Source organism: Lysinibacillus sp. FSL K6-0075 (assembly GCF_038592945.1).
GTDB classification, from domain to species: domain Bacteria; phylum Bacillota; class Bacilli; order Bacillales_A; family Planococcaceae; genus Lysinibacillus; species Lysinibacillus fusiformis_F.
In genome coordinates this window covers 170,457-190,050 of sequence record NZ_CP151947.1, presented here as the reverse complement: position 1 = coordinate 190,050, position 19,594 = coordinate 170,457, and the positions used below count along the sequence as shown (strand labels likewise).

Here is a 19,594-nt window from a genome sequence, read left to right as displayed (position 1 = left end):
ATTTTCAGCTTATTTTTTTGCTGCTTCTTGAATTTCATAAAATGCCCAATGCTGTCTTGGCACATCTTTAAATAATGGTGTTTGATTTTCAACGAGGACTTGACGCTCAAACAGTCGATTTAATACTTTCACCGCTTGTGCACGTGTTAAGTAGCCATCTGGATTGAATGTATCTGCTGTTACTCCTGTCATAATTCCCGCTGTATTGACAGTATCAATCGCTTTCACTGCCCAATGATTGTCGCTCACATCTTTGAATACTGCACTTTGTAAGGTTGGTTGACAAAAATCTGCATCAGGACGATCTACACATTGCTGTTCTATCCAGCGGGCAGCTACTGTTGCCATCTGTGCACGCGTAATCAAGCCGTTTGGATTAAAGTTAGTTGCCGTAACCCCTGTAAACAAACCCTTTTCCTTTGCAAATTCAATCGCATCTTTTGCGTAATGCTGAATGGTATCTGTATAGGTTGCCTTCGCTTGCGGAATTGCATCACCTGTTAATTGACGGGCAAACATACTTGCCATCTGTGCTCGTGTAACAGGGGCATTCGGACGGAAGGTACCATCTGGATAGCCTTGGATATAAGGTGAATGTATGACGGCGTCAGTAGTTGGCTCCTTCACTTCTTCCTTTTCTGGTAAGTAAAGAATAGAGAATGTAGAGAACTTATTTACCTCAAACTGTAAACCTGCTATTCCTTTTTCATATTCTACAATCTTTCCACGTACAACTTCTTTTGTGCCATCACTGTGCTCTATATAGATAGCCAGATGATTGAGCTGTTCCTGTGTTAAATCTGTAGGTAAAGGTAAGGTTAATGTGACGGGACGGCTTTGCATATTTGTTTCAATGATCATTGGACGACCAAGTAACTCAACAACTGCACTTCCAGCCAACTGCTGCACAACCCTTTCCTTTTTTGCTTGTTCTTGGATATCCAATTGTTCAGCCTGCCCTCTTATAGGAATAAGTCTGAAATAGAGATTATCATTAAACATTTCCAACGAAGTTTTTGGCACTTCAATTTTGACGTTATCTGTGACAATTTCAAGATGGACTGCACCATTTTGTAGAAGTGTTACCACATTATTGGGTATAGACACATGAATTTGATTTACTTGATCCTGCTGATCCGGAATGATGATTCTTGCTTTATCATTTCCTTGTTCCTTTAATTTTCTAATTGTCTCTGTTGCGCTCTCAGCAGTTAATGTCACTTCATCCTTTATAGTGTTATCTACATTTTTTGTTCGTTTTATTGTTGTTTTAGAAACTAGGTCACCCTCACCAGACTCAACATCTACCACAATTTCCTCTACATTGGTTGAAGGTGTTGATGAACCTGAATCAGGATTTGGTGAAGGATCGGTATTACCACCACCTGTATTATTACTAATCCATTTTGCATAGATCACTGTGTTGGCTGTAATTGCAGTATCAAAATTATATGGTGTTGTGTAGGCATTATTTGTATACCAACCTCCAAATGTATAGCCAGCTTTTGTTGGCGCAGATGTCGGTTGACTTGCTTTTCCTTCATGTGTCACCGTCTGATTTGATACGGCACTTCCTCCTGCTACATCAAAGTTTACCGTATGTGTCACAACCACCGGATTCCATTTTGCATAGATCGTTGTGTCCGCTGTGATTGCACTGTTAAAATCATATGGCGTTGTGTAGGAACCACTTGTATACCAGCCTCCAAATGTATGACCAGTTTTTGTTGGCGTTGGTGTCGGCTGACTTGCTTTTTCTTCATGTGCAACTGTCTGATTTGATACGGCACTTCCTCCTGCTACATCAAAGCTTACCGTATGTGTCACAGCCACTGGACTCCATTTTGCATAGACTACGGTGTCTCCTGTAATGGCAGTATCAAAATTAAAATGTGTATTCCCAGTACTACTTGTGTACCAGCCGACAAATGTATGACCAGCTTTCGTTGGCTCTGGGGTTGGTTGACTTGCTTTTTCCCCATAATCTATTGTTTGATTCGAGATGGTACTTCCTCCATCTACATCAAAGCTCACTGTATAATGATTAATTGCCCATTGTGCAAAAAGTGTGATATTTTCGGTTGCTATTTTAAATGTATTATTTGGCAGATAAGATGTACCTGTACCATTCGCCTTTGTATTCCAGCTTATAAATGAGTGCCCAGTTTTAACTAGACCGCCATCATTGGCAGCTACAGTGACATCGTCATTTTGACTATATATTGCATTATCTTGAGGTACAGTTCCACCTGTATTACCGTTACCATCGTATAAAACTGTATAAGTTAAAGGTGAAATGATTTGTGTTGAAGACGATACTCCTTGATCCCCATCTAAAATTAGTAGTCCATCACCTTTTGGCTGTACAGTAAAAGTATAGCTTCCTATGCCATTTGTTTGGAATGCGGTAGTAAAGTCAACACCTTCATTGATATTACCAGCTAATACATTTGTTGCTGTTCCAACTGCTATACCGCCCTTATACAGAAGCACATCATAGCTCACCGCATTAGGAATAGCCTGCCATTTCGCAATATCTCCATCCCAGTTCAAACCGTTTGTAATACTTGCTAGTTTAATAATCGTTTGTGTGTTAGAAGAGATTGACGGAGCACCATCTAAATATGTTAACCCATCTCCCTTGGCTTTTACGGTTACTGTATACGCTCCCACTCCAGCAGCACGCATTGCTGTTAGGAAATTATGCGTTGTTGTATCTGCTGATATGTCAACGACACTACCAATCGGAGAGCTATCTTTATAGAGCTGTACAGCATAGGAAGATTCACCTGCTATATCTGTCCATGTCGCAATACCACTAGTGCTTAAAGCCACATTGTCTACTTGTTCGAGAGTAGGTAATGCTCTTATCACCGTGAGGGTATATGTTTTAGTTGCTACTCCGTTTTCAGCAGTTACAACAATGGTAATCGTGTTACTACCTACATTTAGAGGTATTGTTCTCAATTGTCCACTTGCAATGGAGATACCATTGAATTTAAGGATTGCACTACTATCTGCGGTCGTTGGCGTTATTTCAATATTTTCAACATTATAAGCAACATTAACCTGATAATTCACTGTACTATCTGTAAAATTAGGATTTAAATTGCCTGATGAAATAACTAAACTACTTAAATTGGCATTATCACTAGGAGATAGCGTAGTAAAATGCCATATATTATTTGCTGTTATACCTGCTACACCCTGATTGGCTGTGTCTACAAATGCCCCATCGTCCATTAATACATAATAAGTTATCTCTTTTAATAGAGTATTAGTTGGTTGAATTGATACCGTAGAGCCATTTACTGTTGCATTAGTAGCGTCTATTGTATCTATTAAACTATTATTTGGACCATAGATACGAATGTTCTTTCCTGCAACACCACTCACATTTTCGCTAAATGTTAAAGTTAGTGTAGGGTTAATTGGAATATTTGTTGCATTATTGGCTGGTGCTGTTGATATCAGTGTAGGTATTGGGTCTTCGTTGACATCGGTAACCGATATAGTAAATTCTTTATCATAAAATAAGCCATCTTTATCTGTTACCCTAATCCGAACACTATAGCTATTCTTGGTTTCGTAATCAAATGAGCTATTTGTCCGCAGTTCATCCCCGACTATAGTAAAGCTACTATTATCGGTATCACCTGTACCAACTACTAAACTATACGTGAACGTCTCTCCTACATTAGCATCCGTGGTACTTAATGTTCCGACTTTGGTTCCTAATGGTTGATTTTCTGCTATTGATGTTGGGCTTAATGAAATATCTGTTGGGGCTTCATTGACATCTGAAATACTTATAGTGAATGCTTTTTCATATAAATTATTGGTACTATCGGATACTTTAATTCGCACACTGTAGTTATTCTTCGTCTCATAATCAAATATTTCTGCGGTTTTTAGCTGATTCCCATCGATGGTAAAGCTACTGTTATCTGTAGCTCCTGTGCCAGCCACTAAGCTGTAAGTAAATGTGTCTCCAACATTAGGATCAGTAGTGCTAAATGTACCAACAACCGTTCCTACAGGCTCATTTTCCGCTACTGTAAGTGAGCTTAGCGTAATATCTGTTGGACCCTCATTCAATTCTGTCACCGAAATGGTAAATATTTTTTCAAACGTTAATCCTTTATTATCCGTTACCTGAATTCGAACACTATAGCTGTTCTTTGTTTGATAATCAAACGAACTATTTGTTCGGAGTTCATTACCTACTATGCTAAAGCTACTATTATCTGTTGAACCTGCTCCATTTACTAAACTATACGTAAAAGAGGAACCTGCATCAGGATCAGTAGCACTTAATGTTCCGACTTTGGTTCCTGATGGTTGATTTTCTGCTACTGTCGTTGGGTTTAATGAAATATCTGTTGGGGCTTCATTGACATCTGTCACATTGATAGTAAACGATTTATCAAATGATAGACCTTGACCACCTTTATCAGTTACCCTGATCCGTACACTAAAACTGCTCTTGGCTTCATAGTCAAACACACCTGCTGTTTTTAACTGTGTTCCATCGATGCTAAAGCTATTATTATCGTTATCCTCTGGGCCATTTACTAAACTATATGTAAACGTCTCTCCTGCATCGGGGTCTGTAGTACTTAACATTCCCACGGTTGTTCCTGTTGGTTGGTTTTCTTCTACTGTAGCTGGATTTAATGATATATCGGTGGGTACACTATTTTGACCATCACCATAGGTAATTTTTAGAGTAGGTGCCAAGGGTGCCAATTCAGAATCCATCGAGCTACTAAATTTAACTACAGTCATCTCATTTGAATTACTCGTTAATATAAATGTTACATTATTACCTATAATTGCTGATGAATTTGTTACTAGATCTGTCACATCAATCAATTCTTCATAAACTTGTCCACCGTCACCTTGAGCTACAGCTTCATTTTTTGTAGGAATTCCCTGTATAAAATCTGGAAAGTTATTTCCTGGAGAAGTACTATTCCAATTATTATTACCTATTCTAACTTCTAGATTAGAAAAAGGTTTATTATCTTGATTTATTCCAGCTAAAGCAAGCTGAGCTGAAAGGATGGGTTTAGATGTATCAATACTAAATTTCAAAGCAGCAAAATCTTTAGTTGCAACATTCATCATAGCAGGGTCATTATATTCCGCTAAAAGTTGACCATTAGAATCCTTTTTTACATTCATCTGTTCTACAGGAGATAATGTGTCTGTATAACTAGCACTTGCAGGTTGTATTCCTAAGGTTGAGAAAACCATTGTAGAAATGGTTAAAATTATTAATATTTTATATACTGTTGATTTTATAAAAGAAGCTAATTCCATTCTCACTCCACCTTCTTATGGCTTCTGAGGATATATTCCGTCTAAACAAATAATAAAATTCATTGCGACAAATGGCTGCATATTATTATGTGGTTGATTTCCACCTTGTGGATTTACTATATCTACTTTCATTGCAATTGCATTTTTTAAATTAACATATGGTTTTGCCGAAAGCGCTGACTCACTACCCCAAATAGCATTAGTGGGGTTGTTAATGCCACCTGCTACTACAGAGGACCCCTGTGCTATATGTTTATGAATAGGCATTTGTGTTTCATTAAGAGTTACTGTACCTGATCCTATTGATTGGGCAAATGTCCTTGGCGTTAAACCAGGACCATCGCCATAGTGCATGGGGGCACGTCCCCTTAAATCAGGTAACTGAAATGTTGTCTTACCATCTCCACCATAAGTTATTCCGATAATGGAGTATAAAGCATTGTATTGAGCAATAGACAATAGACTGCCATCACAAAATGCCCAATCTCTCGGAGCATAGTTTCCTGCGAAAATTCTAATCTCACCTAAATACGGATCCATTCTGTAGTCCCTCCTTATCCTCTACTTGGAAAAATGCCCATTGTTGCAATACAAAATGATAAGCTTAAATAGGGCTGCATATTATTATGTGCTTTATTCTGTCCTGTACTTGACAAAGCAGTTTCATTCATAGCTGTGTTATGGTTTTTAGCATAAATATTCTTCCCATTAACTGCACCCCATGTATTGTCTTTTGGTGAAGGCTTATCTGTTGTCGAAGAATCTGCTGTTATTTCATGGGTATGAGAGGGTATCTCGTTAACTGTCAATGTATGTGCTTCCTCTCCTCCTACTGTTCCGTAAGCAATCTGATTACCTTGATGTAATGGTACTCTACCTTGTAAATTCGGAAGCGCAAAGGTTGTCTTGCCATCCCCTCCATACGTAACTCCTAACAATGAATACAACGCAACATTTCCAGTTATAGGTAATGTTTGACCATTACAAGGAAGCCACCCTCTCGGTATTTTATTGAAACTAAAAAGACGTATTTCGCCTAAAAATGGCTCTGCCATTATACTCACTCCTTTTTATTGAAAATCGGGATAAAGTCCCTGCGTTGCAATTATAAAATTAAGGACAAATGAAGGCATAATGTTATTATGAGATTGATTTCCACCTACATTAGAAACTAACTCGTTGTTCATTTGTACAATATTACTGGAAACATTCGTTTGATAGTTTGTAAGGCTAGATATTCCCCAGGTATTATTAGCTGGTGAGTTTTCGGTTGCTTCATTTGGTATATTATTGGCATAAACACTATGAGTATGGGCAGGTAAATTTTCCTCTGTTAATGCAACCGTCTCCGTGCCACCTTTACTTGCCCAGGGGAACTGGGAACTATTATGAATCGGTAGTCTTCCACGTAAATCTGGTAAAGCAAAATTCGTTCTACCATCTCCCCCATATTTGACACCTATTAATGAAAAAAGTGCCTCATTACCTGTAATAGTCAATAATTGACCATTGCATAATTCCCACCCTACTGGAGCATATTTACCGCTAAACATGCGTATTTCGCCTACATATTGATCTGACATTATGCACATCCTCCCTTATTGTAATTTCGATGAATGCTATATTAAGCAACACTCGCTAAAATATCCTTATTTTCTTCTTGGATAGATTCGACTTCTTGGATTTCCATTTCTAAGACTCTTGCTATCTCGGATGGTGTATGCTTCGTAAATAACATATACATAGCCTTTATTTTCTTTGCTTGATCCCCAGAAACTTTTAAGGTATTGGAGATTTCAGCTAAATCTGTATGGCTCTCTATTAAATACGAGCCTAATAAAGTATTAGTGACTTTTTGTAACTCATTTGGATCCGCGGTGTTTTTACATAATGCTTCAGCAGCTATACTTGCTGCCACGGATAAATCCATCCCTTTTTCATGCATCCGTTTCATAGCATTAAATTGATCTGACCATTTGCGTAATGTAGAGTTTTGCTCCTTTACTAAGAAAACTAGCTCTCGATGATTTACAACAGTATCTTGTAAAAGTCCTGTCTCCTTAAATGTCATTGCAAGATCTTTAAAGAAAGCATTAACTTGACTCTGTCCACGATTAATCTCTTGTTTGGTCTTAGTTAAATCCTCTTTTGCCTTATTCGTTTCTGCTTGAATATTTTCAAAATACTCTTTCCGCAATTCACCTTGAATAATTCCTGTAATAAGGTAAAGGACAGCAGCTATTGCACCAAGCGTACCTAGTTTCGCAACTAAGCTATCCAGCACTTTTATTTTTCCAATCCATTGATTAACTACAAATAATGTAAGCGCCACATATTTATCTAAAGCGATTTTCTTATAAGAAGGCACAACGATTGATAAAGAAATCAGCGGCAACGTATTTTTAAAGCATTTTCTCCATTCGAGGAATTCCATTAGCAAACTATTTAAATCATCTTGGATATCATGCTTTAAAATATTTAAGTCAATTGATGTTCCACTTAACTCACTTTTCAGCTCTTTTAAAAGCTTAATTGCTTGTACTTTTCGCTCTGGGTTATCTGTACGAAATAGATTATCACCAAGCCATGCACTAATTTCTAAATCCTCGTCTAATAGCTTAGAAATGATGCTATCAATTCCCTCTTTACACTCAGCCAGCTTGTCTTCTACCTCATAAATATTTTTTAGAGCAGGCTGTAATTCTTCTACATAGGTTGCTAATGTCGCTTCTGTAATCGCCATATTATCCATCCATTCTAAGATTATTTTTTAGCTAACAATTGCTATTAAATCGCTATTCGTCTCTTGAATCGTCATGACCTCGTTTACATCCATTTCCAAGACTTGTGCAATTTCATCTGGTGTATGCATTTTAAATAACATGTAGGTTGCTTTTACTTTTTTAATTCTTTCTAAGGACATATCAAGCTTTTGAGACACTACACTATTGGACTCTCCCATTTCAATAAGGTATGCACCCATTAACAGCTTGGTATAATTGTCTAATTCACTTTTATCATCTTGTTTATTTACTAGATTTGCAGCAACCACTTCTGCTGAAAATTCAATATCTAAGCCTTTATTAATCATTCGCTTCATCGAATCATATTGATCCGACCAACGTCTTAATGTCCCAGCCTGTAATTTTACAAACGATACTAGCTCCTGATGGTTTGTATATGGCTTCGTTAACAAGCCTGTTTCTTGAAAGCTCTTTGCCACATCTTCAAAAAAGGTATTTACTTGTACCTGCACATCATTGATATCCTGCCTTAGCTTTTTAACATCTTCCATCGCTACTTTTGTTTCTTTTTGGATATTTTCAAATAGCTCCATTCTTTTTTCGCCTTGAATTATTCCATCTATTAACACCACCACCACGATAAGACCTACAACACCTAACCCTAACACCTCAAATATTGGTAATAATATATCTTTCAATACGATGGTTAATACAAACCCTAGCATTAATCGATGAAAGGGATTAGAAGCCTGGAATTTAGGTACAGCTATGGAAAATGCAATGAATGGTAACCTATTATCAAAGTAAGTTTTCCATTCCCCATATTCCTTTAATAAAGTATTTAATTCATCTTGGATATCATGCTTTAAAATATTTAAATCAATTTTTGCATAACTTAATTCATTGTTTAAGTCATTTAACAGTTGAATAGCTGTTTCTTTCCTTTTCGGGTTATCTGTCCGAAATAGATTGTCACCAAGCCATGCACCAAGATCAAATCCTTCATCGTTTAATTTGGATAAAATACTGTCTATATCTCCACCGGCTTTTCCAAGCTTGTCTTCTAGTTCAATTATATTTTTAATACTGGGTTGAAGTTCCTTCACATAATTGTCTAATTGGTATTCCGAAATTGGCATAGCATTTTCTCCTTTCTGTTTAGGAAATAATTAAAGAAAAAAATTCTTTATTTTCTTTATAAAAAGCTTCAATCTCCATCAATTCCAAATTCACTTGTTCAGCAACTACTACTATGCTCTCTTGGTTTAGCAATAAGTATGCTGCTACTAGCAACTTTGCCTGTTGTTCAGAAAGCTTTAAATCTTGTGCTAATGTCATATAGGTCGCGCCTGTTTCAAGTAGATAAGCTCCTTGTAAAATTCTCTGGTTTTGATAGATTTGCGCTGGTTCCTCTAAACCTTCGCTTAATACTTTTGCCGTTAGATGTATAGCTTCTTGGAATTCCATATCTTTTCCAAGCATTGTATGAAACATTTGATAATGGTCCGCCCATATTTTCAACTGCTCTCCCTTGCTTTTAATCTCAGCAATGAAGTCCTGTTGAGTAGAGGGGGATTCTGACAATCTATCACTTTGATTTAAATTTGAGATGACATTACCAAATTGCCTATCCAATTCATTTTCTGTTTCCGTTACGCTAGACATTAATTTAGCTACACTGCTTTTGGCTTCATTTATTTGCTCTTTTATGTTCACATCAAATTTTTCTAGAGTTACTATTATCCCGTTCACTTGGCTCGATTCAAATGCTGCAGTTAGTAGTGGCAATTTTGTTACTATCTCTTTTTCAATTAAGGGGGACAGAAATACGCTAAATTGAACATTTGAAGAAAGGCTTGTCTCAAAGGGATAGCTTGATAGTGCAAATGGCAGTAAGGGAAGCATCTCCTTAAAAGCTTGCTGAAATTCTCTGCTATCTTTTAGCAAAGTGTTTATTTCATTGACAAGTAGCTGTTTGATATGAGAAATACCGATTAAAGATTTTTGTAAATCCGATTGTAGTATTCTTAGTTCTCCGAGGTATTTTTCTTTCTTTTTACTCGCTAATAAGAATCCTCTTTCTTTTTTTCGAATATAGCTTTTGATATTGCTGTCAATGTGAACAATGATACTTTCGACTTGTCCCTCTAAATTAAAAAAGCACTGAATCGTTTGCCGTAAATCTTCTTCATATGTCTGTAAAGCCGTATTTGATATTGGCAATTCACATTCACCTCTCTTTATTTTTTAATAATGGACGGGTTGTAGCTTTAAAAGAGTGGCAACACTCAAATCCATTTTGTTTATTGCCATCTCATTTTTAAATAGATTTCATCCGTTGACACTACTTGAAATCCTAATCGCTCATATAGATTTTTTGCAGGATTTGTATGAAGAACTTGCAATATCACTGGTTTATTTTCTTCATTTGCCTTTTGCTGAAGATTGCTAATTAGATAAGTTCCTACTCCATTACCTTGGAAGCTTGGCAGAATAGAGATATCAATTATATGTAGTTGCTCAGGTAAGTCTTCTGTTAACAATCTCCCTATATATTGCTCATTTGAAGTAATAATACAGTGGTTTGCCTGTGGAAATCGCTGCCTATATGAGGTCTGCTGTGCGCACCACTGCATTTCTAAAAAGTGCTGTATTTGTTCAGCAGACCATCCCCATGAATCTATTTCTTTCCTACGAGAAGAAGCATAGACTTCGTAAAGGAATGGCTCATCATCTTTTGTAGTAGATTTAAGCTCTACTTTCATCCTCTCACCCCCTTCTTTTCTTGAAAATCTTAATGATTATAGAGTTATAACCCATGTCTGTTATATCTCTCCCACTTCATTTATCTTAAAATTCAGATTTTTTAAACCCTATTAATAACTAATCCTTAATACCCAAATTTAAAGTCTATTATTGCATTTATTTGGTGACTTTCAGCCTTTTTTTCATTATATTATAGGTCAATAGATTTCACTATGAATTTATTCCATTTTTTAGGTTAATTTTTCTTAACCTTTTATTATGATTAGTGATGTTAGTAGCTAAAGTATAGTTATTGGCTTCTTTTTAACTATCACTGATGTAGCTTAATAGCTTCCAATCACACACCTACTGATGGAATGTTAATAAACAATAAGAATCTGCTAGAAAGCTAGCAGATTCTTATTAGTGTTGAAAAACAAAACAGTCAATTGAAAGGTAGAAATGGATTTCAAATAAAGTGAAGGTGTTCACTACTCTTTATGGAAGGGTGTTGTCACGCATCACTTCTCCACATTGAAAATAAGAGCTTATCCCCTCTAAGAATCCAGATAATGGACTAATTGATTGCTATGCTAGTATGAAAAAAGTAAAGACATTTTGCAGAATGGTTGATTGGAGTGGAGCCAGCGTCACTCCTAGGGGATTTAGCGTCACAGATGTGACCCTGGAGCGAACGTAAGTGAGTGAAGCGGCTCATCGGACGCCCCCTGGAAAGGACGCTGGCGGAACGGAAATCAACCTCTCACCTTGCAAAGTTGCTTTTTCTGCCATTGACATCATCTTTTTTCAACACAATGAAGAATCTGCTAGAAAGCTAGCAGATTCTTTTGATTGTTCACCTTATTAATCTAATTGGAATCGGGAAAAGATCTTCCATACTAGCTCATTCCGATTCGAGACATTTACTTTTTGAAAAATTACCTTTAAATGATCTTGTACTGTGTAAGTTGAAATATCAAGATTATGAGCAATTTCTTTTGTAGGAATACCTTTAATAATTTCAAACACTACTTCCTTTTCTCTAGGGGTAAGATTATAGGCCGTTATTAAAAAATTGAGCATTTCTCTTGATGATGCTTCATTTATTAATAAAGCAATTTGCTGTTCTTGTTGGCTTGTCAGCAATAGTGATGCCCGAATAGCAATATAGCCTGTATCTTTGATAGGTACTATTAAAGAAGTATTTGAATTGTAATTGTCAGCTAGTAGCTTTGCGCATATAGCTTGAATAGGCTTAGGTACTTGTATATCTGCTAAACTTTCATACTTTCTTAAAATAGAGAGCAATTCACAAGCTTTGGTATTACTTGAAAGAATTTTTAACCTTTTATCAAAAATAACAATGCCTTGTTCTCCTTCTACAGCTGGAATCCTCTCCTCAATAATATAATGATGGAACTCCTTTAACGATTCCCCCATAATTGGCATCAGTATTTTTATAAGCACTAGATCTTGATCTTGAAATAAAGGCTGCTCATTTTCAGCTCTTTTGAAAAGTGTTAAAAACCCATAGCATTGTCCTTGATAGGTTAATGCAGCTCTTATTTCATCGCTAAAACCATTGGGCATAAACACTTCTTTATAACGGAAGCTTTGACTTGACGAATCGCTTAACCTGCCTATATTTTGACCACTTTGTACTAAGAATCCATATTTATTTACATCTTCTGTCGTATATTCCAACTCCATAATCTTCTGATGAATTGCCTCTATTGATTGTTCTGTGACTGCTCCTACTGAAAAAAGTGTATGTGCATCCGTTAATGTACAGCAATAAGCATCAAAATTTATATGTGTTCGTAGAGCTTCTATCATCAATTGACGATATTCAAATGAATTTTTGCTGTGCTTGAAGCATTGTTCAGATTTTCTTTGCCAATAGTGTGCTTCCTTCATAAAAACCTACCTCCCCCCAGAAATATGGGATAGTTCTTTTTTTCCGAAAGTTTATAATTGAGAATAATTCTTAATTGAATTGTACAGAAGTTCAACAAGGAGGAATACTATTTTGAAGAAATTTTACTTTTTATTTTTTATTGTCTTACTAACAACTGCCGTTATTAGTGGCTGCTCAGAGAAATCATCTCCAGCAACTGCGGGTAGTGATCAGAATTCAGAAGAACAGCAAACTCTTAAAGCTACTATTAGTGCACCTAAATCGCCAGCTATTTTTCCAAGTATCTTATTGGCAGAGCAACAGAAGGATATTGAACTTATTACCTGGGAAACAGCAGATACCCTTTTAGCTCAAATACAAAAAAAACAAGCACAATTTATTGCACTTCCTCTTAATATGGGGGCAAATCTATATGCAAAAGGTATGCCTTTACAACTTATTCAAGTCAATACATTTGGCTCTATGTTTCTTGTTTCTACGGATGACAAGGTTCAAAAATTAGAAGATTTAGCACATCAAACTATTTTCGTACCTAGTCAAGGTGGTCCACCAGATATTTTAACAAATTACTTAATTGCTCAAAATAATATCCCTGGTGTTAAGCTCTCCTTTGTCAATCTAACTGAAATTGGTCAACAACTAGCATCAGGAGCTATTCAACATGTTGTTATTCCAGAGCCATTGTTAAGTATAGTACAAGCTAATTTACAGACAGATTTACATATTGCCATCAATTTTGAAGAAGTATGGCAGAAACAATTTAGCAAACAATTACCTCAAACCGGTATTTTTGTAAATAAGGCTTGGGCATCTAGTAATCAACATGCTATTAAACAATTTCAAGCGCTTTCTGAACAAGCAATTACTGATTTATATCAACAGTCTGATGTTTCCTTGCCCTTACTGAGTGATTTTTTCAAAAGCAATGAAAAAATTATGGAAAGTGCATTAACAAATAGCTCCTTACACTTTCAAACCGCTCAACAAGCGCGGAATGAAACAGAAGCTTATTTTAAGATTTTACTAGAGATTGCACCTGACTCTATAGGTGGTGCATTACCTAATGAAGACTTCTATTACAATGAATAGCCTACTTCGTTCAACAGGTAGCATGATCGTGCTAATACTTTTCTGGATTATATTAGCTACTAAATATCCTGACGTACTATTACCTAGCCCTATTGTAGTTGTTTCTGTCTTATTCAAACTATTAGGAAGCCCTGTGTTTTGGTCCGCCTTTTTTATTACAATACTGTCCTTTCTTATTGGAATACTGCTGTCTTTGTTATTGGGTAGTATTTTAGGAATCGCAGCAGGTTTATCAAATAAGTTAAAAGATTTTATAAAACCGCTTATTACATTAGCTCAATCCATTCCTCCCGTTTCATGGATGTTATTTACGGTTTTATGGTTTGGAGAACAGGGTGGTGCTCAAATCTTTATTATTTTCGTCACTTTAGTTCCTATCTTTTTCTTTAATGTCATGAAAGGGATACTTCAAACTCCTCAAGAACTGCTCGAAATAGCTCAATGTTTTAGAGTTTCACGTAAGAAAGTGATAAGAGATATTTATTTTCCACAAGTATCACCTTACTTACATTCAGCCCTATTAATAGCAGTTGGAATGGGGTGGAAGACAATTGTCATGTCAGAGTTAATTGTGGGTCATGGAGGGATTGGTCAGCAGCTTAGTCAAGCACGTGTTTTCTTTGATACCCCAACAGTGTTTGCCTGGACGATCATACTTGCATTAGTTGGTCTAGCTATGGAGTTTTTCCTACAAAGACTACTAAAGCAATCTATCTAGTATTATTCCTGTACATCTTTAGAAAGGAGCTTAGCCTATGTTAATCCTTGAGAATCTATCCTTTTCAAGAAATCAAAAGGAAATTTTTCAGCAGTTTCAATTACAAATTGCCCCTCAGACAGTGACATGTATTTTAGGCTCTTCAGGTATCGGAAAAACGACATTATTAAGGCTTATTGCAAAGCTTATATCACCCGATTCAGGGCTAATAAGCTCTCCTACTGGATCTTTAGGCTATGTTTTTCAGGAGCCACGTCTTCTTCCTAGTCTCACCGTATTTGAAAATATTGCATGGGTCAGTGAGACAGTTGATGTGGAACGGATAAATCAATTATTAAAAATTGCAGGGCTCTATCACAATAAAGCACACTATCCGCATCAATTAAGTGGAGGTATGAAACAGCGAGTCTCACTTATTCGAGCGATGGTTAATCAACCAGCTCTTTTATTAATGGATGAACCATTCCAGTCACTGGATGTCCGTTTAAAAAAGGAAATGTTGCAGTTAGTCCATACACTTTGGTTGGACTATCAACCAACCGTTTTATTAGTGACACATGATTTACACGAGGCTCTTTTTCTTGGACAACGAATACTTATTTTTGGGAATAGTCCTACACAAATACTGGGTGACTTCACTAAACAATCATCAGCCTTTCATCCGAATGATTGCTTAAAGATGAAGGAATTGCTCTCGGAATCTTAACGCATAGAAATTAATTATTTTGGAGGTATTTTAATGAATAGATCTTTACATAACTGGGACAGTCCTTCTGTCAACACATATCAACAGTCCATTCGACAAAAAATCATAGGCTATGATCTTATCTATGACATGATGGCCAATATACTTCACAATTTTACTGCTGTAAATAAATTTTTAGTAGTAGGTGCTGGTGGCGGACAGGAATTACTCACATTAGGCAAATCCTTTCCGTCTGCCCATTTCACAGCAGTCGATACCTCAAAGGTAATGCTGGATCTGGCTGCTAAACAAATTGAATCGCTACCACACGAGCTTACTATTAAGTGGCTTGAGAAGGATTTACTCTCCCTAAGAGTGAATGAGTTATTCGATGTAGCTAGTTGTCATTTAGTTTTACATTTTATAGAAGACTTGGACCAGAAGAGGACAATGCTTCAAAAAATTGCGGATAGCTTAAATGAAAATGGTGTGTTATTTATCTCATCGATTAATGCTGATTTAACTTCCCCAACATTCAAACACGAGCTTCGTTATTGGCGAAGTTCCATGCTTCATAACGGAATAAGCGAGGATCATTGGGAACGCTTTGAACAATCCTTTCGCATGACAACTCACCCGATTACTCTTGAATTGCTTATTGATTTGCTGAAAGAGGCTGGTTTTACGACAATCCTTCCATATTTTAAAACACATATGATTGACGCTTTAGTCGCTATTAAGGGAGAAACTACTTTATGAAAAATGGGAATATCTTAATCATCGGAGGCTATGGTGAAGTGGGAGGGAAAATTGCAAAATTATTGTTGCAAAGCTATCCTAACAGAATATGGATTGCCGGAAGAAATATAGAAAAGGCTAAGGATTTCTGCGCCCAGCACAATAACTTAGTAAGACCTCTACAATTGGATGTGTCGAAAAAAGTGCAACCAGAGCAATTAAATAATGTAGCACTGGTTATTATGTGTTTAGAGCAAAAAGATACTGCATTTGCACAGCTTTGCTTAAATGAAGGGATTATGTATATCGATATTACTGCAAGCTATACCTTCCTTAAAAAGTTAGAGGCACTCCATTTACTAGCTGAACAGAATCATTCAACAGCCGTATTTAGTGTTGGTATGGCTCCAGGATTGACCAATTTAATGGCCATGCATGCTGCAAAGCAATTATCCTCCGTAGAGGGGCTGCATATTTCTATCTTACTCGGCGCAGGCGATACGCATGGCACTGCAGCAATTCTTTGGATATTGCATCAATTAAATACACCGTTCAGTAGCTACAACAATCAGAGAGTTGCTAATTTCACTAATAAGAGAACCGTGAAATTTAAGAAATTTGGAAAACGTAGTGTGTATCAATTTAATTTCTCTGACCAGCACACATTAACAAAGCATTTTCCTTCTATTCCTATCGAAACAAGATTAGGTTTTGATGTAGAGTCGCTCAATAGATTTGTATCCTTTTTACAAAAAAGTAGAATTGCTTACTTATTAAAATTTGACCGTATCCAAACCTTGCTCGCTTCACTTATTCAAAAAATTAAAATTGGTTCTGATGTGTGTGGTATACAAATACAAGCCATTGGAAAAAAACATCACAAAGAAACAAGTTATACATTAGACTTTCTAGAACGCGATGAATCTCTCGTAACAGCGAAAGTTGCAGCATTTATTGCGAAAGAACTCCTTAACAACAATCATTCATCAGGAGCCTATCATATTGAGGAGCTATTTACTTTAGAAACCTTACAGGCTCAATTTGAACTGTCCATTCAATAAAAAAGACATTTAGCATTCGCCTAGACGGGGAGCTAAATGCCTTTTATTTTTTATAAAACCTTTTCTAAAAAATCCTTAGCACGCTGTGTTGATGGCGCTGTAAAAAACTGCTCTGGTGAAGCATCTTCAATAAGCTTGCCGCCATCAAGGAAAAGAATACGATCAGCAACCTCACGAGCAAAGCCCATTTCATGTGTCACAATCAACATGGTCATACCAGAATCTGCGAGGTTTTTCATTACAGCCAATACCTCTTTAACCATTTCAGGGTCAAGTGCCGATGTAGGCTCATCAAATAATATAACTTTTGGATTCATAGCAAGTGCTCGCGCAATCGCAACACGTTGTTTTTGTCCGCCTGATAATCGATTTGGATATTCTTGACGCTTCTCAAACAGACCTACTTTCTTCAGTAACTCTTCTGCTTTATTGACAGCAGTAGCCTTATCCATACCCTTTACATTAATTGGCGCATATGTTAAATTTTCAAGAACTGTTTTATGAGGGAAAAGATGAAAATGCTGAAATACCATCCCTACTTCTTCACGTATTTTCATAATATTTGTCCCTTTATCTGTTAGGACATCCCCTGCAATCGTTACCTTTCCACTTGTCGGAGTTTCCAATAAGTTTAAACAACGAAGAAATGTCGATTTACCTGATCCAGAAGGTCCAATAATAGCAATTACTTCTTTTTCTTTAACTTCAGTTGAAATGCCTTTTAATACTTCATTCTGTCCATAAGATTTGTGTAAATCTTCAATTTTAATCACTTTTTCTCATTCCTTTCTCGATTCGTTTACCAAGGAACGTTAAAACAAGCGTCATGATGTAATAGATTACTCCTGCAAAAAGTAATGGCTCAAGATAACGATATGTCGAACCCCCTACAATGTAGGCACGACGCATAATATCTAATGCACTGATTACTGTCACAACTGCCGTTTCTTTATTTAATGTAATAAATTCGTTTACTAAAGATGGTAAAATATTTTTCACTGCTTGCGGAATAATAATATCCTTCATCATTTTTGCATATGGAATACCCAGTGCCTGTGCCGCTTCCATTTGTCCTTTATCGACTGCATTAATACCCGCACGGATAATTTCTGAAATATATGCACCTGAGTTTAAACCAAAAGCAATAATCGCTGTTGGTATGGGTTCAATTTGAATATCTAGTAATTGTGGTACTGCATAATAAATAATCAGTAATTGTAATACAAGTGGTGTACCGCGGAAAATCGACGTATAGAAATCAGCAAACCAACGTAAAAAATTCACTTTACCAATTTTACATAATGCTAAAAGTATACCTACGATAAAACCGATGATGGATGCACCGATTGCAATTTGAAGTGTAACACCTATCCCTTTTAAAATATAAGGAATAGAGGGAACAATAGCTGTAAAATCTAAATTCACAGCGCTCCCTCCTTTCTTTTTCATCATGATGTAGCTTTGTTTTTTGTACCAAACACAAATTTGGAAGAGATATAGAGGTTAAAAATGAAAAGCACAAACGATAGCCCAAAAATAGAGCTATCGCACGCAATTATTATTCAACTTTTTCTAGCCATTTTTCTTCCAGCTCTTGAATTTTGCCTTCTTCAGCTAGCTCTTTTAATGCTTTGTTAATTTTATCTTTTAAATCGCTTCCTTTTGGCACAGCGATTGCTTTGAAATCTTCAGGCTGTTCTTCTACAGGAAAAGCTTCTAATTGATCATTTGTTTTTAAATAGCCTTTCGCAACGCCACCCTCTAAAATACCTGCGTCTAAACGTTTAGACATCATATCTTGAACGATCTCAGGAATTCGTGTACGCCCTTCGACTTTTACATCAACCTTTTTCGCTATTGCATTACCTAAGTTCTCTTGGATAGATGCTGTCTGTACACCTATTTTTTTACCAGCTAAGTCAGCTTCTTTTTTAATACCGCTATCCTTTTTAACAAGGATTACTTGCTCTGTTTCATTGTATTTATCAGAGAAATCAACCACTTTTTCACGCTCTGGGTTCGGTGTCATACCAGAAATAACGACATCAATTTTTCCTGCTTGTAAAGCTGGTACTAGACTATTGAAATCCATATCTTGCACCTTCATTTCAACACCGATTTTTTCACCAACGAGTTTAATTAAATCAATATCAAAGCCAATAATTTCTTCACCTTTTGCTGCATCCACATATTCAAATGGTGCATAATCTGCTGAAGTTCCAACTTTTAATACTTGCTTACCTTCTGTATCAGTAGTAGATCCTGTATCACTTGCATTATTATCTTTAGTGCCACATGCTGCAAGAACACCTATTACTAATACAAGCATTGTGATGAATAACTTGTTCTTCATATTCAGTAACTCCTTTTATTTATAATTTATTGTGTATGAGAATACATTTCTCGAAAATAGTCGATTGGATATTTATTCATATTGAAGAATAAAAAATCTATCTGCTAATTAAGATATACTCTTTTGAAATAATAATCAAGATAAACTAAAAAATTTTTAGCTAAATATTTTATACATAATTTTCTGATAAGTCAATTTATTTTTCTTTCGTTCTTTCT

18 protein-coding genes are annotated in these 19,594 nt (G+C 36.2%); 6 read left to right on the top strand and 12 right to left on the bottom strand.

Features of this window, described 5'->3' with window-relative positions; all coding sequences use genetic code 11:
* Positions 1–9 precede the first annotated feature (9 nt).
* The 8 genes from MHB65_RS00930 to MHB65_RS00895 form a co-directional block, all read right to left on the bottom strand.
* Positions 10–5,325 carry an InlB B-repeat-containing protein gene (locus MHB65_RS00930; RefSeq protein ID WP_342442187.1) on the bottom strand — a complete coding sequence of 1,772 codons (5,316 nt, stop codon included), beginning with the start codon at positions 5,323–5,325 and terminating at the stop codon, positions 10–12.
* Between the two features lie 15 nt (positions 5,326–5,340).
* Positions 5,341–5,865 carry a tail fiber protein gene (locus MHB65_RS00925; protein WP_342442186.1) on the bottom strand — a complete coding sequence of 175 codons (525 nt, stop codon included), beginning with the start codon at positions 5,863–5,865 and terminating at the stop codon, positions 5,341–5,343.
* A gap of 14 nt (positions 5,866–5,879) precedes the next feature.
* A complete protein-coding gene (locus MHB65_RS00920) occupies positions 5,880–6,380 on the bottom strand; it encodes a tail fiber protein (RefSeq protein WP_342442185.1) in 501 nt (166 codons plus the stop codon).
* Between the two features lie 15 nt (positions 6,381–6,395).
* The gene (locus tag MHB65_RS00915) at positions 6,396–6,908 is read right to left on the bottom strand and encodes a tail fiber protein (RefSeq protein WP_342442184.1); all 513 of its coding nucleotides are present in this window, start codon (positions 6,906–6,908) and stop codon (positions 6,396–6,398) included.
* Positions 6,909–6,949: 41 nt separating this feature from the next.
* Positions 6,950–8,068: a hypothetical protein gene (locus tag MHB65_RS00910; protein ID WP_342442183.1), complete on the bottom strand. Its 1,119-nt coding sequence runs from the start codon at positions 8,066–8,068 to the stop codon at positions 6,950–6,952.
* 27 nt (positions 8,069–8,095) lie between these two features.
* Positions 8,096–9,208 (bottom strand): hypothetical protein, encoded by a 1,113-nt coding sequence (locus MHB65_RS00905; protein WP_342442182.1) that lies wholly within the window; start codon positions 9,206–9,208, stop codon positions 8,096–8,098.
* 19 nt (positions 9,209–9,227) lie between these two features.
* The gene (locus MHB65_RS00900) at positions 9,228–10,292 is read right to left on the bottom strand and encodes a hypothetical protein (protein WP_342442181.1); all 1,065 of its coding nucleotides are present in this window, start codon (positions 10,290–10,292) and stop codon (positions 9,228–9,230) included.
* An 80-nt stretch (positions 10,293–10,372) separates the two neighbouring features.
* Complete coding sequence (locus tag MHB65_RS00895; RefSeq protein WP_342442180.1) at positions 10,373–10,834, bottom strand: GNAT family N-acetyltransferase; 462 nt, start codon at positions 10,832–10,834, stop codon at positions 10,373–10,375.
* Positions 10,835–11,514: 680 nt separating this feature from the next.
* Between MHB65_RS00895 and MHB65_RS00890 the strand changes: the two genes are divergently transcribed.
* Entirely contained in the window at positions 11,515–11,682 is a 168-nt protein-coding gene (locus MHB65_RS00890) for a hypothetical protein (RefSeq protein ID WP_342442179.1), read from the top strand.
* Here MHB65_RS00890 and MHB65_RS00885 read toward each other — a convergent pair.
* Positions 11,679–12,731 (bottom strand): helix-turn-helix transcriptional regulator, encoded by a 1,053-nt coding sequence (locus MHB65_RS00885; protein WP_342442178.1) that lies wholly within the window; start codon positions 12,729–12,731, stop codon positions 11,679–11,681. The two genes, MHB65_RS00890 and MHB65_RS00885, sit on opposite strands and share 4 nt — an antisense overlap.
* A gap of 112 nt (positions 12,732–12,843) precedes the next feature.
* Between MHB65_RS00885 and MHB65_RS00880 the strand changes: the two genes are divergently transcribed.
* The 5 genes from MHB65_RS00880 to MHB65_RS00860 are packed head-to-tail and all read left to right on the top strand — an operon-like array spanning position 12,844 to position 17,023.
* Entirely contained in the window at positions 12,844–13,821 is a 978-nt protein-coding gene (locus tag MHB65_RS00880; protein WP_342442177.1) for an ABC transporter substrate-binding protein, read from the top strand.
* Complete coding sequence (locus MHB65_RS00875; protein WP_342442176.1) at positions 13,796–14,539, top strand: ABC transporter permease subunit; 744 nt, start codon at positions 13,796–13,798, stop codon at positions 14,537–14,539. The genes MHB65_RS00880 and MHB65_RS00875 overlap by 26 nt, the downstream gene beginning before the upstream one ends.
* A 37-nt stretch (positions 14,540–14,576) precedes the next feature.
* Positions 14,577–15,245 carry an ABC transporter ATP-binding protein gene (locus MHB65_RS00870; protein WP_342442175.1) on the top strand — a complete coding sequence of 223 codons (669 nt, stop codon included), beginning with the start codon at positions 14,577–14,579 and terminating at the stop codon, positions 15,243–15,245.
* Positions 15,246–15,278: 33 nt separating this feature from the next.
* The gene (locus MHB65_RS00865; RefSeq protein ID WP_342442174.1) at positions 15,279–15,983 is read left to right on the top strand and encodes a class I SAM-dependent methyltransferase; all 705 of its coding nucleotides are present in this window, start codon (positions 15,279–15,281) and stop codon (positions 15,981–15,983) included.
* On the top strand, positions 15,980–17,023 hold the full coding sequence (locus MHB65_RS00860) for a saccharopine dehydrogenase NADP-binding domain-containing protein (protein ID WP_342442173.1): 1,044 nt from the start codon (positions 15,980–15,982) through the stop codon (positions 17,021–17,023). Before MHB65_RS00865 ends, MHB65_RS00860 begins: the two co-directional genes overlap by 4 nt.
* 50 nt (positions 17,024–17,073) lie before the next feature.
* Here the strand turns inward: MHB65_RS00860 and MHB65_RS00855 are convergent, their stop codons facing one another.
* The 3 genes from MHB65_RS00855 to MHB65_RS00845 all read right to left on the bottom strand — a co-directional run bounded on the left by MHB65_RS00855 (position 17,074) and on the right by MHB65_RS00845 (position 19,376).
* Complete coding sequence (locus tag MHB65_RS00855) at positions 17,074–17,796, bottom strand: amino acid ABC transporter ATP-binding protein (protein ID WP_205446424.1); 723 nt, start codon at positions 17,794–17,796, stop codon at positions 17,074–17,076.
* Entirely contained in the window at positions 17,789–18,448 is a 660-nt protein-coding gene (locus MHB65_RS00850; RefSeq protein ID WP_036075291.1) for an amino acid ABC transporter permease, read from the bottom strand. The genes MHB65_RS00855 and MHB65_RS00850 overlap by 8 nt, the downstream gene beginning before the upstream one ends.
* Before the next feature lie 133 nt (positions 18,449–18,581).
* Entirely contained in the window at positions 18,582–19,376 is a 795-nt protein-coding gene (locus tag MHB65_RS00845; protein WP_205446423.1) for a transporter substrate-binding domain-containing protein, read from the bottom strand.
* Positions 19,377–19,594: the final 218 nt, after the last annotated feature.

What these genes read in the sequence shown, in the direction of transcription:
- MHB65_RS00930 (WP_342442187.1), bottom strand. Translation starts at nt 5,325, where the DNA reads ATGGAATTAGCTTCTTTTATAAAATCAACAGTATATAAAATATTAATA.
- MHB65_RS00925 (WP_342442186.1), bottom strand. Translation starts at nt 5,865, where the DNA reads ATGGATCCGTATTTAGGTGAGATTAGAATTTTCGCAGGAAACTATGCT.
- MHB65_RS00920 (WP_342442185.1), bottom strand. Translation starts at nt 6,380, where the DNA reads ATGGCAGAGCCATTTTTAGGCGAAATACGTCTTTTTAGTTTCAATAAA.
- MHB65_RS00915 (WP_342442184.1), bottom strand. Translation starts at nt 6,908, where the DNA reads ATGTCAGATCAATATGTAGGCGAAATACGCATGTTTAGCGGTAAATAT.
- MHB65_RS00910 (WP_342442183.1), bottom strand. Translation starts at nt 8,068, where the DNA reads ATGGCGATTACAGAAGCGACATTAGCAACCTATGTAGAAGAATTACAG.
- MHB65_RS00905 (WP_342442182.1), bottom strand. Translation starts at nt 9,208, where the DNA reads ATGCCAATTTCGGAATACCAATTAGACAATTATGTGAAGGAACTTCAA.
- MHB65_RS00895 (WP_342442180.1), bottom strand. Translation starts at nt 10,834, where the DNA reads ATGAAAGTAGAGCTTAAATCTACTACAAAAGATGATGAGCCATTCCTT.
- MHB65_RS00885 (WP_342442178.1), bottom strand. Translation starts at nt 12,731, where the DNA reads ATGAAGGAAGCACACTATTGGCAAAGAAAATCTGAACAATGCTTCAAG.
- MHB65_RS00875 (WP_342442176.1), top strand. Translation starts at nt 13,796, where the DNA reads ATGAAGACTTCTATTACAATGAATAGCCTACTTCGTTCAACAGGTAGC.
- MHB65_RS00870 (WP_342442175.1), top strand. Translation starts at nt 14,577, where the DNA reads ATGTTAATCCTTGAGAATCTATCCTTTTCAAGAAATCAAAAGGAAATT.
- MHB65_RS00865 (WP_342442174.1), top strand. Translation starts at nt 15,279, where the DNA reads ATGAATAGATCTTTACATAACTGGGACAGTCCTTCTGTCAACACATAT.
- MHB65_RS00860 (WP_342442173.1), top strand. Translation starts at nt 15,980, where the DNA reads ATGAAAAATGGGAATATCTTAATCATCGGAGGCTATGGTGAAGTGGGA.
- MHB65_RS00845 (WP_205446423.1), bottom strand. Translation starts at nt 19,376, where the DNA reads ATGAAGAACAAGTTATTCATCACAATGCTTGTATTAGTAATAGGTGTT.